Origin of the sequence: Arthrobacter citreus, from assembly GCF_038405225.1 — a bacterium.
GTDB lineage: Bacteria > Actinomycetota > Actinomycetes > Actinomycetales > Micrococcaceae > Arthrobacter_B > Arthrobacter_B citreus_A.
The window spans coordinates 935,670-951,284 of sequence record NZ_CP151657.1; the positions used below are offsets into that span (position 1 = coordinate 935,670).

A 15,615-nucleotide genomic window follows, 5' to 3' on the forward strand; every position below is an offset into this window, starting at 1 on the left:
CTGAGTTTCATAATCAGTAAAGCAAAGGCAGGCAGTAGAAAATGGCACATAAGAAAGGTGCGAGTTCCACTCGCAACGGTCGCGACTCCAACGCCCAGTACCTCGGCGTAAAGCGTTTCGGCGGCCAGGTTGTCAAGGCAGGCGAAATCATCGTTCGCCAGCGCGGCACCCACTTCCACCCGGGCGAGGGCGTTGGCCGCGGAGGCGACGACACCCTGTTCGCGCTCGAAGCCGGTGCAGTCGAATTCGGCAGCCGCCGCGGCCGCCGCGTCGTGAACATCGTGGCTGCTGCAGTAGCCGAGTAGTCACCGCATTTTAGCTTTTCCGACGGGGCGGGCCTTGATGGCCCGCCCCGTCGTCTTTTAAGCCGAGTAGAATTGGCATGATCAAAAAATTCCTTGAAGGAGAACCATGGCCAGCTTTGTAGACCGCGTAGTACTGCATGTTTCAGGCGGTACAGGCGGCCATGGTTGCGTGTCCGTAAAGCGTGAAAAGTTCAAGCCCCTGGGTGGGCCCGACGGCGGCAACGGCGGCGACGGCGGCGACGTCATCCTGCGTGTTGACTCCAGTGCCACCACCCTGCTCGATTACCACCACCTTCCGCACCGCCACGCCACCAACGGCGGCAACGGCATGGGCGACTGGCGCAACGGCAAGACCGGCGAAACGCTGATCCTGCCGGTGCCGGACGGCACCGTCGTCAAGAACAAAGACGGCGAAGTCCTCGCGGACCTCGTTGGCGAAGGCTCCGAGTACATTGCCGCGGCAGGCGGCCAGGGCGGCCTGGGTAACTCCTCGCTGTCCTCGCAGAAGCGCAAGGCCCCCGGCTTTGCCCTGCTGGGCGTGCCCGGAGACGAGCGGGACATCGTCCTGGAGCTCAAGTCCATCGCGGACATTGCCCTGGTGGGCTTCCCGTCCGCCGGAAAATCATCGCTGATTGCCGCCATGTCGGCGGCCCGGCCGAAGATTGCTGACTACCCCTTCACTACGCTGGTCCCGAACCTGGGCGTCGTTGAAGCCGGCGATGTCCGCTTCACGGTTGCCGACGTCCCGGGCCTCATCGAAGGCGCCTCCGAAGGCAAGGGGCTGGGACATAACTTCCTGCGCCATGTGGAGCGCTGCGCCGCCCTGGTGCATGTGCTGGACTGCGCGGCTCTGGAAACGGACCGCGATCCGCTGGGCGACCTGGACATCATTGAGCAGGAGCTCGACAAGTACACCGTGGATATGAGCTTCGCGGGCACCGACGGCGACGTCGTCCCGCTGAACCAGCGCCCGCGCCTGGTCGCGCTCAACAAGGTGGACGTCCCTGACGGCCGCGACATGGCCGAATTTGTCCGCCCGGAACTGGAGAAGCGCGGCTACCGCGTCTTCGAAGTTTCAGCGTCCAGCCACGAAGGCCTGAAGGCACTGGGTTACGCCATGGCCGAGATTGTCCGTGACGCACGCTCCGCCGTGCAGGCAGCCCCGCCGCGGGTGAAGACCCCCACGCTGCGCGTGCGCAACGCCGACGGCAAGGGCGGGTTCAGCATCCGCAGGGAAGAGCGCAACCTGGAGCCGCTGTTCCGTGTCCTCGGTGACAAGCCGGTTCGCTGGGTGGCGCAGACCGACTTCACCAACGACGAGGCTGTGGGCTACCTTGCCGACCGCCTGGCCAAGCTCGGCGTTGAGGACAAGCTCTTCAAGGCCGGCGCCAAGCCCGGCGACGCCGTGGTGATCGGTGAGGGCGACGGCGTTGTCTTCGACTGGGAGCCGACCATGATTGGCGGTGCGGAGCTTCTGGCTGCATCACCGCGCGGCTCGGATATCCGCATCGAGGAGTTCTCCCGGCCGACGCGCGAAGAAAAGCGCGAAGACCACCAGCAGCGCCGTGACGCACGTGCCGCTGCACGCGCGGAGCTGGAAACCGAGCGCCGTGCAGGCATCTGGACGGAATCCGTGAACTACAAGCACAACAAGCCCGCGGCGCCCGCAGAAGGCGAATAACGGCTTAACACAACCCGCCCGGGTGCGGGGAAACGCATAGGGTGGTGGGGACATGACTGATAACACATCATCCCACCACCCTGTCCCTGCACCCCGCCGGGCCCTCCGCTCGCGCTCCGGGCTCGCCCGTGCCCAGCGGATTGTCGTCAAAGTGGGTTCCTCCTCGCTGACATCAGTGGCCGGAGGAATTTCCGACGAAGCGCTGACCGGTCTCGCGGATGTCCTCGCCGCCCGCCGGGCACAGGGCACCGAGATCATCCTGGTGTCCTCCGGCGCCATTTCGGCCGGCCTGGCACCCCTGGGGCTGACCAAGCGCCCCACCCAGCTTTCCTCGCAGCAGGCGGCAGCCTCCGTGGGCCAGGGCCTGCTGATGGCCCGGTACACCGAGGCCTTCGGCAAACACGGAGTGACAGTCAGCCAGGTCCTGCTCACCATCGAAGACCTGATGCGCCGCACACACCACGCCAACGCGCACCGCGCCATGGAGCGGCTGCTGAACTTCGGCGTCGTGCCCATCGTCAATGAAAATGACACCGTGGCCAGCCACGAAATCCGCTTTGGCGACAATGACCGGCTGGCGGCACTGGTGGCGCACCTGGTCAAGGCCGACGCGCTGATCCTGCTGTCCGACGTCGACGCGCTGTACGACGGTCCGCCATCCGAAGGCGCCGTTCGCATCCCCGAGGTGACCGGGCAGAAGGACCTCGAGGACGTCCGGATTGGCAAGGTGGGCCGGGCCGGCGTCGGGACCGGCGGCATGGCCACCAAAGTCGAGGCAGCCACGATCGCCGCGGAGTCCGGGATTCCCGCCCTGGTGACATCCACCGCCAACGCCGCCGCGGCGCTGGCGGGGGAGGACGTCGGAACGTGGTTCACCGGGCGTGGCCGCCGCCAGTCCATGCGCCTGCTGTGGCTGGCCCATGTCGCCCGGCTCCAGGGCACGCTTGTAGTGGACGACGGCGCCGCCAAGGCGGTTGCCGACCGGCGCCGGTCGCTGCTTCCCGCGGGCATCGTCTCCGTTGAGGGACATTTCGAGCCCGGCGACCCGGTGGCCGTGGCCGGCCAGGACGGCACCGTGATTGCCCACGGACTGAGCAACTACGGATCCGACGAGCTGCCGCAGATGCTCGGCCGGTCCACCCGCGAACTGTCCAAGGAACTGGGACGCGCCTACGAACGCGCGGTGGTGCACGTCAATGACCTGGTGGTCCTGCAGGACGGCAGGCACCTGGCCGACCCCGGATTCCCTGCGGCATCGGGTTCCTCCGTTGCACGCCCTGAGACCCTCAATACACTGGGAGCATGAGCGCCTTGAAGACATCAGTGACGAACGCATCAGAAACGTCGGTGACCGGGGCGGGCACCGCCGCGGACGAGGCGGTGGCCGGGATTCATGCGGCCGCCGACCGCGCCCGCATTGCCTCCCGCCGCTTGGCCCGGGCCAACCGGGCCTGGAAGGACTTGGGCCTGCGGGAAATCGGCAAGAACCTCGTCGCCAAGCGTGAACTGATCCTGGCCGCCAACGCCGGCGATGTCGCCACCGGCCGGTCCAAGGGAACATCGGCGGCAATGCTGGACCGCCTCACCCTGACCCCGGAACGGATCGAAGGCCTGGCGCAGGCACTGGAAAAGCTGGCCGGCCTGCCGGATCCCGTCGGTTCGGTGGCCCGCGGCCAGACGCTGCCCAACGGGCTTCGCCTGCGCCAGGTGCACGTTCCGCTGGGCGTGGTGGCAGCCATTTACGAAGCACGGCCCAACGTCACAGTGGATATTGCCGGGCTCGCACTAAAGAGCGGCAACTCCGTGATCCTGCGCGGCGGCAGTGCCGCGGCGCAGACCAATGCCGTGCTCGTGGACATTATCCGGGACTCCCTCGAGGCCGTGGGGCTGCCGGCCGACGCGGTACAGGGCGTGGATGCCTACGGCCGCGCCGGCGCCAACGCGCTCATGAAGGCCCGCGGCAAGGTGGATGTCCTGATTCCCCGGGGTGGACGGGACCTGATCCAGACAGTGGTCGCCAATGCCGCCGTTCCCGTGATCGAAACCGGCGAAGGAAACGTCCACATTTACCTGGACCGCAGCGCTCCGGTGGAAATGGCAGTGGATATCCTGCTGAACGCCAAGACCCAGCGGCCCAGCGTCTGCAATACCGTCGAAACCCTCCTGGTGCACCGTGACGCCGAGGCGGCCTCCGATGTGCTTGCCGCCCTGGCTGCTGCCGGAGTGCGGCTGCACGCCGACGACCGGGTTCGGGCCGCCCTTCCGGCGGGCATCGAGTCGCAGGCGGCGGGGGAGGACGACTGGGGCCGGGAATACATGGACCTGGACCTGGCCGTGGCCATGGTCGATGACATGGACGAGGCGCTTGACCACATTCGCCGCTGGAGCACCGGGCACACTGAAGCGATCATCACCAACGACCTGGCCAATGCGGAACGCTTCATCGCGGAGATTGACTCGGCCGCGGTCATCGTGAATGCTTCCACCCGGTTTACCGACGGCGGAGAGCTGGGGCTGGGAGCCGAGGTGGGTATTTCCACCCAGAAACTGCATGCGCGCGGACCGATGGGGCTGCGGGAGCTGACAACCACCAAATGGATTGTCCAGGGTGACGGCCACATCCGCATCTAAGAGGCGAAGCCGGTCGATCACCGGGTGCGCGGCGCGCGCGGGTGCAGCCCGTCTGCGCTTACGCGTAGACTTGAAGGAAACCACTACGCCGCCGGCCGGGCCGGCGGGTTATTTACTCATAGCTTTCTGAGGGAGATCCATGCTGATCCAGCTTTCCAGTGCTGTACTTGCTGCCAGTGAGACGGCCGAAGCACACGTGTCTATTCCGATGCCCCCGGTGATGTATGCCGTGATCATCATGGGCGCACTGCTGGCGCTGATGTTTGCCACTGTCTCCTTCACCAGCCTGGGCCACCGCCACGAGGTTACGCCGGAACACATCGACCCGCAGCGCCAGTTCCCGAACAAGCACGACCACGGCCAGGGCATCGAGGGCTGATTCCTCCGTGGAATCAGTGGGAACCTTAGTGACGGCCGCACAGCCTGAGCCTGCGCAGCGGCCGCTGCGCCTGGGCGTGATGGGCGGAACCTTCGATCCGATTCATCACGGGCACCTTGTCGCCGCCAGCGAGGTGGCATCTGTCTTCGACTTGGACGAAGTGGTTTTTGTGCCTACGGGAGAACCGTGGCACAAGTCAGCCAGAGAGGTCAGCCCGGCGGAGCACCGGTACCTCATGACGGTCATTGCGACGGCGTCGAACCCCCGGTTCACCGTCAGCCGCGTAGACATTGACCGGCCGGGACCGACCTACACCATTGACACTCTCCGCGACCTTCGGGAAGCGCGGCCCGAAGCTGAACTCTTCTTCATCACCGGCGCTGACGCCATGGCACAGATCCTGTCCTGGAAGGACATCCAGGAACTGTGGTCGCTGGCTCATTTTGTGGGGGTCACCCGCCCGGGCCATGTGCTCGAAAACATGGGGCGCGACGACGTCAGCCTGCTGGAGGTGCCGGCAATGGCCATCTCCTCCACGGACTGCCGGGAGCGGGTGGCCGATGGTGACCCGGTGTGGTATCTCGTACCGGACGGAGTGGTCCAGTACATCGCCAAGCACGGGCTGTACGAAGCCGAACCCCAGCACGTCCGGCAGCCCTCAGCAGCCACCACAGAACCCGTAGCATAACCAAACGAAACCGGATGGGTAGGAAATGACAAACGGTCCAGAGTCCGCAGACGCACCGCGGCGCAGCCGCCGAGCGGCTGACGTACCGGTGGACGCCCCTGCCGGGCCCCGCGAAAGGGAGTCTCAGCAGCGGGCCAGGGACCGCGAGGCCCTGCGTGCGTATAAGGCGCTGGCAGACAAGCAGGCGCGTTCCGAGGATTCCGCGAATCCGCCAACCCGCCGCCAGCTGAGGCTGCAGCAACAGCAGCAGCGCGCGGCGGCCGCCGGCGTGACCGGTGAAGGAGCCGCGCCGGCTGCCGAGCCGGCCGCTGCTCAGGCACCCGCGGACAAGCCTGCTGCTGCCAAGGCACCCGCTGCTCAGGCACCCGCGGACAAGCCTGCTGCCAAGGCACCCGCGGATAAGCCCGCTTCCAAGGCACCCGCGGATAAGCCCGCTTCCAAGGCACCCGCGGATAAGCCCGCTTCCAAGGCACCCGCGGATAAGCCCGCTGCCAAGAAACCTGCGGCCAAGCCGGCTGCTGGTGCGGCTGCCAAGACGCCGGCCGCGAAGCCTGATGCCGCGTCAAACCCCGCGGAGAAGGGCTCCACCAACGCCGGAGCCATGGCCGTCGTGGATGCCGTTCCCGCTGCTCTGCCCCCGGTACGGGAAGGCGGACGCCGGGACCGGCGCCGCCGTGCTGAGAAAGCCCCGGAGCAGAGCATCCCCGCAACTCAGGCCGCACCCGGCTCCGGGACCCCTGCGGATCCAAATTCCGACGTCGCCGGTATGACCGTGGAACAGGCGCTCGTCGCCCGCGAGGCGCTGCATGCCCAGGCACGCAACCAGGTCGCAGCGATGGAGGCCCTTCAGGCCGAGGACCCGCACGCTGTTGATCTGGAGCTGCTGGCCCAGCAAAAGGCACTGGCCGAGCGCGCAGCGGTGCTGAACCGCCGGACACAGAGCATGCAGCGGCTGTCCCAGGAAAACGAGCAGCGCAAGCCGTCATCCAGTGACCCGTCCACAGCCCACAACCTGGCGATGGTGACACCGCTCGAGTTTGTCCGGGTACCCGGAGTGGACCGGCCCGTCATGCGGCGGCCGCCGACATCCCACGTCCCGGTCGTTACGCCGAAGACAAAGCAAGCCGGCCGCGAGGTCCCCGCACCGCCGCAGGGCAGCCCCCGCGCCGGAGACAAGCGCTTTGAAGTTCGCCGGACGTCGGGTGCCACCGACGTGCGGCACTCACGCATCCTGGCCCGGGCAGACGCCCTGGTCAATGCCCCCCTGGATCCTGCCGAGGGCGCCAAGCCCGTAGGCGCACGAAGTGCTTTCGGGCTTGACCCGTTGGACGTAAAAACGGCCGGACTCGGCCGTACCCGGCGACTGCGTTTTGTATCGCTGGGAATTGGTGGTCTCGGCATACTTGCCCTGATCATCTCAGTAGCAATGATCGTCGGCGGCTTTGGCAGCTGATGTTAAACAAGGAGACACTTTGAGCGCCACCGAATCATCCATCGATATTGCGCGGGTGGCAGCCCAGGCAGCCTCCGGCAAGCTGGCTAACGACATCGTCGCCATTGATGTCAGCGAACGCCTCGCCATCACCGACGTTTTCCTGATTGCCTCGGCATCCAACGAGCGCCAGGTCAACGCCATCGTCGACGGCATCGAAGAAGAACTGGCGAAGAAGGATCTGAAGCCGGTTCGGCGCGAGGGCCGCAGCGAAGGACGGTGGGTCCTGCTCGACTACGCCAACGTCGTAGTGCACGTCCAGCACGAAGAGGACCGGGTCTTCTACGCTCTGGAACGCCTGTGGAAGGACTGCCCGGCAGTTGACCTGCAGATCGAAAACGCAGCACCCGCAGCACCCGCCGTTCCGGACGCCGAGTAGCACCGCAGCCCGTGACTGCCTCCGCCTCCTGGGATCCGGCCCGTACCGGCAAGCGTGTCATTTTCTGGCGTCACGGGCGAACGGAATGGAACCGTGCCGGAAGGTTCCAGGGCCAGCAGGACATTGCCTTGGACCCCTCGGGGGTTCACCAGGCGGTGGAGGCGGCGGCTGTCCTGCGGCACCTGCACCCGGACGTGATTGTGTCCTCGGACCTCAGCCGCGCCCTCGCAACGGGCCAGGCACTGGCGGAGGCCAGCGGGAAACCCATCAGCACCGACCCCCGGCTGCGCGAAACCTACGCGGGAACGTGGGAAGGGCTGTTCTTTGCCGACATCGCAGCTCGGTTTCCGCAGGAGCAGGCAGGCTGGGCTGCTGGCAACGGTGATGTGCGCGCAGGGGGCGGTGAAAGCCGTGTTGATGTCGGCCGGCGGGTGGCCGAGGCAGTTACTGAAGCCGCGGATGCGCTGAAGCCCGGTGGAACACTCGTGGCGGTCAGCCACGGCGGTGCCATCCGGGCGGGGATCTGTGCCCTGCTGGGGCTGCCCACCGAATCGTGGACGGTCATCAGCGGCGTATCGAATTCCCACTGGTCCATTCTCGAGGAACGCGATGCGACCGCCGGTGGTGTCCGGTGGAACCTGGCCCAGCACAATGTTGGCCTCGATGCCCTGCCGTCCGGACCGCTCGAAGGGTAAGTCCGGACGCGGGCCACGGTTCGGCGCACCCGAATTCCACCCGTGTAGTTCGATTTTGCACTCCGTTATTTCTGTACTAAAGTAGAGGAGTTGCTTCGGCCCGGGGGATACAAAAACCGCGGTGTGAGGCATAGTGGAAACAGTTTATTGGGGCTGTGGCGCAGCTGGTAGCGCACCTGCATGGCATGCAGGGGGTCAGGGGTTCGAATCCCCTCAGCTCCACCAATAAGCAACTGCGCAGGCAGTGTTTATGGGTCATTTTTCTCCCATGGAATTCTTCCGGGATATTGATGATGGAATCAACAACTGAATTTGGGGCTGTGGCGCAGCTGGTAGCGCACCTGCATGGCATGCAGGGGGTCAGGGGTTCGAATCCCCTCAGCTCCACCAAAAACAGAAGGCCCGGGTCCTTTCCAACAAGAACTGTTGGAAAGGACCCGGACCTTTTTGTGTTGCTGCGTCTTTTTGTGTTGCTGCGGAGTGCCGTTTGGGCCGGCCTCAACCCGCCCCTAGCCAGCGCAGCGGAAACTGCACCAGAATGCAGGGATGGCCGAAATGCTGCGTCCCTGCCCGGAAACACCGTTCCCGCTGTCACCGTTGCTGTCACTGTGTCCCGGCCTGTCACCGCGTCCCGGTGCCCGTTGACATGGAAAAGACCTCAGCCGGGCTTTTGCTGGCCTTCACCATGCTCGCACTTCTGTGGGCAAACCTCCCGTTCGGAGCAAGCTACGGAGAATTCTGGGACACCGCCGTCGATCTGCGGGTCGGTGACCTTGAACTGGAGATGAGCTTCCATGACATCGTGAACGACGCGCTGATGGCGTTCTTTTTCTTCACCGTTGGACTTGAGGTCAAGCGTGAATTCACCGTGGGCGAGCTGACGGACCGCTCCCGCGCCGTCGTGCCGGTGGCGGCGGCTGTGGCCGGCCTGCTGGTGCCGGCCGGAATTTTCCTGCTCCTCAATCCAACAGGTGAAAATGCGACAGTGTGGGGTGCTGTGATCTCCACGGACACGGCCTTCCTGGTGGGCGCGCTGGCCGTCGTCGGGCCGAAGTTCCCGGGCAGGCTTCGGGTGTTCCTGCTGACATTGGCAGTGGTGGATGACATTGGCGCCCTGGCAGCCATCGCTGTTTTCTACACGTCGGACTTGGAGCTGCTTCCGCTGCTGGCGGCGGTCGTCCTCCTGGTGCTCGTGGCGCTGGTGCGTTTCCTGCCCACCGGCCGCGGCCCGGCCTACACAGTCCTCAGCCTCCTGACCTGGGGAGCAACGTATGCATCCGGCGTCCATGCAACGCTGGCCGGGGTTGCCATTGCCCTGATGATCCCGGTGTTCACGCCGCGCCGCCCGCACGTGGAACGGACGGAGGAACTGGCCCGGGCGTTCCGGCAGTCACCCACTCCCGAGTACGCGGCGGCGACGGCGCGGAGCCTGAAGGAATCCATCTCCGTCAACGAACGGCTTCAGGGTACGTACGCACCGTACGTATCGCTGCTCATCCTGCCGCTTTTCGCCCTGGCGAATGCCGGAGTGCGGCTGGATGGCGGCACCCTCGCGGCAGCGGTGCAGTCCCGGCTGACCTGGGGAATCATCATTGCGCTGGTGGTCGGCAAAACCGTGGGCATTACCGTCGCCACCGCCATCATGCGCCGGACCGGCGCGGGTCAGCTGGCGCCCGGCCTGACCCTGGCCAGGGTCGGTGGCGGAGCGGCGCTGTGCGGCATCGGATTTACCATTTCCCTGTTTATCGTGGATCTCGCCGTGGAGGATGAGCTGCTGCAGGCCGAAGCCCGGGTGGGTGTCCTGGCAGCGTCGGTGCTGGCCTTCCTGCTGGGCTGGGGCTGGTTTAGGCTCGTGGACCGCTTCCAGCCGGCGTCCACCGTGGGGCGGTTCCTGGTGCGGGACTTTGACCCGGAGCGTGACCACTACCGCGGGAATCCGGAGGCGCCGCTTCAGCTGGTGGAGTATGGGGACTTTGAATGTCCGTTCTGTTCCCGGGCCACCGGCTCCATCGACGAGGTGCTGGAGCACTTCGGTCCGCGGCTGGTTTACGTGTGGCGGCATCTGCCCCTGACCCGGGTGCATCCGCATGCGGTCCAGGCGGCGCGGGCCAGCGAGGCCGCTGACCGGCAGGGTGCCTTCCGGGAGTACGGCCGGCTGCTGTTCGAGCGCCATGACCGTCTGGAAGCTGATGATCTCCTGGAATACGCCCAGGAACTGGGGCTCGACGTCGAGGAGTTCGGCAACGATCTGCAGTCAGGATCCGTGGCCAACCGGGTGGACGATGATGCGCTGGACGCCGAGTTCATGGACCTGCATTCCACGCCCACGTTTTTTATCGGTTCGGTGCGCCACCGCGGGCCCTACGACGCCCCGTCCCTGATCCGTGCGCTGGAGGAATCCGGATCTTAGGCGGCCGGACGGCGCACTGCCCCTGCCTGGAGCACGCCGGCCACGATAAGGCCCTGACCCGCGCAGTAGGTCAGCATCACGAGTGGATTGGTCCACTCCGGCATGGCGTCAGGCATAAAGATGCGCAGCGCCAGCACGGTGTCGGAAGCCAGGAACAGCAAGCCGCCGACGGCCACAGTCCGGCTGCACCGGGCCGCTGTTGCTGCGGTCCCGGCGAGCACAATTCCATAGGCTGCCACGGCGAAGGCCAGGCTTCCGAGGTTCGGCCACAGCACCAGCAGCATGAGCACCCACCATGCGGCAAAGACCAGGGCCCAGCGTGGGAATGGGCCGGCAGCGGTGTAGCGGGTGAGCATCCAGATGTAACAAAGATGGGCCAGTCCAAACGCTCCGAGCATCACCGGCAGCTCCGGGGCGAACGGAAAGAAAGCTGCGGCGCCGTCGCCCAGCCACGAAAACAGGAGCGCTCCGAGCAGAAGGGCCATCGGCAGACCCGTGCTGAAACCACGGCCGCCCCACAGGGCGGCAACGGCGAGCAGCGGCATCAGTGCGAGCTTTGTCGGTTCCGCAATTTCGGCAGCCCCCACGGCCCGGGCTCCGATGTGCACGGCCGAAACCACCGCGAACGGCAGGAAGCCCCACCACCAGGAGCGGGGCAGTGCTGCGGTGTGAATTTGGGCGGGCGCGGCGGTCACGGGACATCCTTCGGGTTGGCTGGAGCCCATCGTACGGTGCCCCGGCGTTTTCCGCCGCAGCCCGGCTTTCCCCTGCGCGTACTGACCGGAGAGGCATACCGGGGAAATCACCCGCCGCGGCCGTGCACCGGTCTGGCGTTGGCCGGGGGTTCTCCCACCTCGTGGACCGTGTGGCCGGCGCAGGCCGCCTTGGTGACGCTCGCCCGCTCGATGCGCGGCACGGCGAACCATCGGATTGCGCTGCGCAGCCGGCACCACCCCACCAGATACCACCGGCCGTTTGTGGAAGCGAAAAGCACGGGTTCGACGTCGCGCGTGGTGGTGGTTCCCTCTGCCGAGGTGTAGCGGATGCGGACCACGCGTTGTTCGGCCATCGCCGCCTCCAGCGCCGACCTGATGGTGCGCGAAGAGGAGGGCACCGCGTTGACCCAGACGCGGCCGGCCAGCTCGTCCGCTCCTGCCCGGGTTCGGGGATCGAGGACGTCCAGGATCTTCTGGATTCCGGCTGCCGCCAGATCGGCGTAGGGAGCATCGGGTGCCGCGGACACAGCCGCCATGAGCGCCACTGCCTGTGCGGGGGACAGGCTGACAGGCGGCAAAGACGCGCCTGCGGCCAGTCCGTAGCCACCGCCGGGACCCGGGCGCGACCAAACCGGCGCGCCGCTGCTCTCGAGCGCCGCGAGGTCCCGCTTGACGGTGCGCACCGACACGCCGAATTCTCCCGCCAGCCGCTCGGCGGAGCAGCCCCGCGATCCGTTGCGGCGCAGCATCTCGGACAGGGCATGCAGCCTTTCCGCCCGTTTCACTGGTGGACCCCCAATAAATTCATGACACAAATAGTGACATACACCTGTCTGCCGCACCTATGAAGCTGGTGATATGACAACTACTGCCAACACTCCGCCCATCCTTCTCATCCCCGGCCACTGGCTGGGCGCCTGGGCGTGGAACGAAGTCCTTGAACACCTGGACACCGGCGTCTCCGGTGCAACCGCGATGACCCTGCCCGGCCTCGACGGGGACGATCCCGACCGTGCGTCGAAGACCCTCGAGGATCAGGCCGCAGCCGTCCTGGACGTTTTCGCCGGCCTCGGGGTATCCACTGATCAGCCTGCGGTTATCGTCGCTCACAGTGGGGCGAACTTCCCGGTCAGTCTTGTCCTTGACCGGCACCCCGATCTTGTACAGCGGGTGATATGGGTCGATTCCGGTCCGGTTGCGTCGGGAAGCGTCTTCGCCCCGGACCTTCCGGCAGGTTTGGAGGAGTTTCCCTTGCCGCCCTTCGACGTCCTGGGACAGCAGGCAAGCCTGGAAGGCCTGAGCGCGGAGGTCCTTGAGCGTTTTCGGCTCCGGGCCGTCCCCGAACCCGGCCCCGTGCTTCGTCAGCCGGTCGAGCTCACGAACGAGGCCCGCCGCGAAGTCCGGACCACCCTGGTGTGCTGCTCGATCCCGGGCGCTCAGATGCTGGAGCTGGCCCGCGCCGGCCATGCCATGTTTGCCGAAGTTGCGGACCTTGAGCACCTTGACGTCGTCGACCTGCCGACCGGGCACTGGCCAATGTGGAGCCGTCCCCGAGACCTCGCCAACGTCATCACCTCAGCGGCTTCCCGAACCGACTGAACCGCCCTAGGGGCCCAGCACCTGGTCCAGGTAGTCGTTGGCGAAAACCCGGCCGGGGTCCATCCGGTTTCGGAGATCCAGGAAATCCGCAAACCTCGGATACCGGGGCGCCAGGGCCGCGGCGTCCAGGGTGTGCAGCTTCCCCCAGTGCGGACGCCCTTCGTGGGCCAGCATGATCTCTTCCACGGCTTCGAAGTACTCCGCCGGATCTTCCCGGTAATACCGGTGCACCGCCACATAGGCGGTGGCCCGGCCGTGCGCCGTGGAAAGCCAGCGGTCATCCGCAGCTGCCCACCGGACCTCCACCGGAAACGAGATACGCCAATTTCGCTCGTCGATCAGCCGGCGGAGGGCATCGAACGCGGACGTCAGCCGGTCCGCTGGAATGCCGTACTCCTGCTCCGTAAAACGGACTGCCCGGCGCTGCGTGAATACTCCGGGGGAGGAGTCCGTGTAATCCCGCCCGCCCAGCAGGCGGGCGGCCACGCGGTTGACGGCCGGAACGACGGCGGGAACAGCGGTGCCCGCAGCGCAGGTTGCCCGGAACACGGTGTTGGACAGGAAGCTTTCATCCACCCAGCGGCTGACGGGCGGCAGCGGTTTCAGCGGCGCCGCTGAAGGCAGCCGCGTGTTGAACTTCGTGGCGGCGCGGTTGGTGTGGGGAAACCAGTAGAACTCGAAGTGATCCGACTGCTCCACCCGCCGGGTCATGGACGCCAGCACGGAGGGCAGGGGCTCCGAAGCTTCCACGGCCCGCAGGGCGAAGGCCGGCACGCACTGCAGCGTGACGTCAGCGATGATGCCCAGCGCACCGAGGCCCAGGGCGGCGGCCGGCAGCAGGGGATCATCCCCGTCCAGTGTCAGCAGGCCGCCGTCGGGCTGGATGAGAGTAAGGCCCACCACCTGTGTGGACAGCCCGCCGAAACGGGCTCCCGTGCCATGAGTGCCCGTGGATATGGCCCCGGCGATCGACTGCCGGTCTATGTCGCCGAGATTTTGCATCGCCAGTCGATACTTGGCGAGCAGGTCCGGGATCCGGTGCAGGCGGGTGCCCGCCAGGAGCCGGACCTGCAGGCGTTCGGGATCGGCTTCGAGGATTCCCTGCAGCCGGCCCAGGTCCAGCAGCACGCCGGGGGCGGCGGCGATCCCGGTAAAGCTGTGGCCGGCTCCCACGGCTTTGACCCGCAGTCCCGCCGCGGCCGCCCGTTTGACGCATTGCTGGAGTTCATGGATGCTGCCAGGGCGTTCAATGCGCTGGGGAGCCACGTTCACCGTGCGCGCCCAGTTCCGCCAGGTGCCGCCGGCGCCGCTCATAGGAAGGACTTCCCTTCGCCGCGGTAGGTGGGCAGGACCGCGGTGACGCTGCCGCCGTCGACCAGTGCGAACTCATTAACCCGTTCGGAAAGCTCGCCGCTCTTGGCGTGCCGAAACCATACGCGGTCGCCTACAGTGAGGCCGGCGGCGCTCCTGCCGGACAAGGGGGTCTGGACTTCGCCGGCGCCCTCGCGTGGCAGCAGCCGGAGCCCGGGCGGCCACACGGGCTGCGGCACCCGGGAGGGGCCGGGCGGACCGGAGGCAATCCAGCCGCCGCCCAGGATCGTCGCAACATCAGGGGACGGCCGGCGCACGACGTCGAACGCAACCGCGGCAGCGGGAGCCGGGCTGAAGGCCCGGTAGCCATCAAAGAGATGCCCGGCAAACAGGCCCGACCCGGCCGTGATTTCGGTGACCGCCGGATCCGCGGCGGTGGCTTCAATCGAGCCGGTGCCGCCGCCGTTGACGAATTCCAGGTCTGCCAGCTCCCGGATCCTGCCGGTGATCGCGCCGCGGCGCTGTCTCAGTTCGGCCATGGAACGGGACTGGACCCAGCGCATGACCGTGTTCATCGGTGCCGCCCCCTGAACGGCATCACCGACGCCGGCCACCTGCCCCTCGTACATCATGAGGCCCACCAGGGTGAACCCGGGACGGGCGGCGATGTGCCGGGCGAGGGCGACGGCGTCGTCCGGGCTGTGCAGGGGAGACCGGCGGGTGCCGATAAATCCCAGGACCGGGGCCTGCCAGGAGGCATCGGCGTCGAGGCAGACCCGGACCGGGGGCCGCCGGTCGGCCGGGGAGAGGGAGTCGATTAGATCCAGCTGGGACTCGTCGTCGATCATCAGCGTCACCCGGGCGGCGAGCCGTTCATCGGCCAGCAGGTGTCCCAGCGCCGTCCGGTCGGCGCTGGGATAGCCGACGACGACGTCGTCACAGTCCGCGGCGAGCCACAGCGCCTCGGGGAGAGTGAACGCGAAAATGCCGCGGAACCCGGGAAGGGTGAGCAGGGCGTCCATGATGCCGCGCACCCGGATGGATTTGCTGGCCACGCGGAGCGGGGTTCCGCCGGCCCGCCGGAGGAGGTCCTGTGCATTCCAGCGGAGCGCATCAAGGCTCAGCACGGCCACGGGCGCGCTCAGGTGCGCCACCGCGGCGCCGAGCCCTGCCCAGAACGTTTCGGGCTGATGCCAGGGTTCGGAAACGGCTGGGCGGCCCAGGTCCAGGGGCCGGCCCGCGGGCCGAACATCGCCGGGAACTGTCATCTGTGGTTCATCCTCCGTTTTCGGCCGCAGGCGAGGGCCGCGGGGCTTGCCCGGATTGTAG

General features: G+C 66.8%; 15 protein-coding genes and 2 tRNA genes. 13 read left to right on the forward strand and 4 right to left on the reverse strand.

Translation table 11 applies throughout. The features are described from left to right. The first annotated feature begins 41 nt into the window (after positions 1-41). The 12 genes from rpmA (at position 42) to nhaA (ending at position 10,660) form a co-directional block, all read left to right on the forward strand. Entirely contained in the window at positions 42-305 is a 264-nt protein-coding gene (gene rpmA / locus AAE021_RS04325) for a 50S ribosomal protein L27 (RefSeq protein WP_210229426.1), read from the forward strand. 106 nt (positions 306-411) lie between these two features. Continuing rightward, entirely contained in the window at positions 412-1,986 is a 1,575-nt protein-coding gene (gene obgE / locus AAE021_RS04330; RefSeq protein WP_342024406.1) for a GTPase ObgE, read from the forward strand. Positions 1,987-2,038: 52 nt separating this feature from the next. Beyond that, the gene (gene proB, locus AAE021_RS04335) at positions 2,039-3,292 is read left to right on the forward strand and encodes a glutamate 5-kinase (protein WP_342024407.1); all 1,254 of its coding nucleotides are present in this window, start codon (positions 2,039-2,041) and stop codon (positions 3,290-3,292) included. After that, positions 3,289-4,617 carry a glutamate-5-semialdehyde dehydrogenase gene (locus AAE021_RS04340; RefSeq protein ID WP_342024408.1) on the forward strand — a complete coding sequence of 443 codons (1,329 nt, stop codon included), beginning with the start codon at positions 3,289-3,291 and terminating at the stop codon, positions 4,615-4,617. Before proB ends, AAE021_RS04340 begins: the two co-directional genes overlap by 4 nt. Before the next feature lie 139 nt (positions 4,618-4,756). Next, entirely contained in the window at positions 4,757-4,996 is a 240-nt protein-coding gene (locus AAE021_RS04345) for a hypothetical protein (protein WP_342024409.1), read from the forward strand. Between the two features lie 79 nt (positions 4,997-5,075). Beyond that, entirely contained in the window at positions 5,076-5,684 is a 609-nt protein-coding gene (gene nadD / locus AAE021_RS04350; protein ID WP_342025306.1) for a nicotinate-nucleotide adenylyltransferase, read from the forward strand. A gap of 25 nt (positions 5,685-5,709) precedes the next feature. Then, complete coding sequence (locus AAE021_RS04355; protein WP_342024410.1) at positions 5,710-7,137, forward strand: hypothetical protein; 1,428 nt, start codon at positions 5,710-5,712, stop codon at positions 7,135-7,137. A gap of 19 nt (positions 7,138-7,156) precedes the next feature. Continuing rightward, positions 7,157-7,555, forward strand: coding sequence for a ribosome silencing factor (gene rsfS / locus AAE021_RS04360; protein ID WP_342024411.1), 399 nt, complete (start codon positions 7,157-7,159; stop codon positions 7,553-7,555). 11 nt (positions 7,556-7,566) lie between these two features. Then, positions 7,567-8,250 (forward strand): histidine phosphatase family protein, encoded by a 684-nt coding sequence (locus AAE021_RS04365; RefSeq protein WP_342024412.1) that lies wholly within the window; start codon positions 7,567-7,569, stop codon positions 8,248-8,250. 149 nt (positions 8,251-8,399) lie between these two features. Next, positions 8,400-8,475, forward strand: a tRNA-Ala gene (locus AAE021_RS04370). A gap of 89 nt (positions 8,476-8,564) precedes the next feature. Continuing rightward, a tRNA-Ala gene (locus AAE021_RS04375) sits at positions 8,565-8,640 on the forward strand. 256 nt (positions 8,641-8,896) lie between these two features. Then, a complete protein-coding gene (gene nhaA / locus AAE021_RS04380; protein WP_342024413.1) occupies positions 8,897-10,660 on the forward strand; it encodes a Na+/H+ antiporter NhaA in 1,764 nt (587 codons plus the stop codon). On the opposite strand, the gene AAE021_RS04385 is transcribed toward nhaA, so the two are convergent. Both AAE021_RS04385 and AAE021_RS04390 read right to left on the reverse strand, forming a co-directional pair. Then, positions 10,657-11,355 (reverse strand): lysoplasmalogenase, encoded by a 699-nt coding sequence (locus tag AAE021_RS04385; protein ID WP_342024414.1) that lies wholly within the window; start codon positions 11,353-11,355, stop codon positions 10,657-10,659. The genes nhaA and AAE021_RS04385 overlap by 4 nt on opposite strands. A gap of 107 nt (positions 11,356-11,462) precedes the next feature. Then, positions 11,463-12,161, reverse strand: a complete 699-nt coding sequence (locus AAE021_RS04390; protein WP_342024415.1) for a helix-turn-helix transcriptional regulator — start codon at positions 12,159-12,161, stop codon at positions 11,463-11,465. 73 nt (positions 12,162-12,234) lie between these two features. Between AAE021_RS04390 and AAE021_RS04395 the strand changes: the two genes are divergently transcribed. Then, positions 12,235-12,975 (forward strand): alpha/beta fold hydrolase, encoded by a 741-nt coding sequence (locus AAE021_RS04395; RefSeq protein WP_342024416.1) that lies wholly within the window; start codon positions 12,235-12,237, stop codon positions 12,973-12,975. Positions 12,976-12,981: 6 nt separating this feature from the next. Here AAE021_RS04395 and AAE021_RS04400 read toward each other — a convergent pair whose 3' ends face one another. Together AAE021_RS04400 and AAE021_RS04405 are read right to left on the reverse strand one after the other, a co-directional pair. Next, positions 12,982-14,289 (reverse strand): D-arabinono-1,4-lactone oxidase, encoded by a 1,308-nt coding sequence (locus AAE021_RS04400; RefSeq protein ID WP_342024417.1) that lies wholly within the window; start codon positions 14,287-14,289, stop codon positions 12,982-12,984. Beyond that, on the reverse strand, positions 14,286-15,554 hold the full coding sequence (locus AAE021_RS04405; RefSeq protein ID WP_342024418.1) for an amino acid deaminase/aldolase: 1,269 nt from the start codon (positions 15,552-15,554) through the stop codon (positions 14,286-14,288). The genes AAE021_RS04400 and AAE021_RS04405 overlap by 4 nt, the downstream gene beginning before the upstream one ends. Positions 15,555-15,615: the final 61 nt, after the last annotated feature.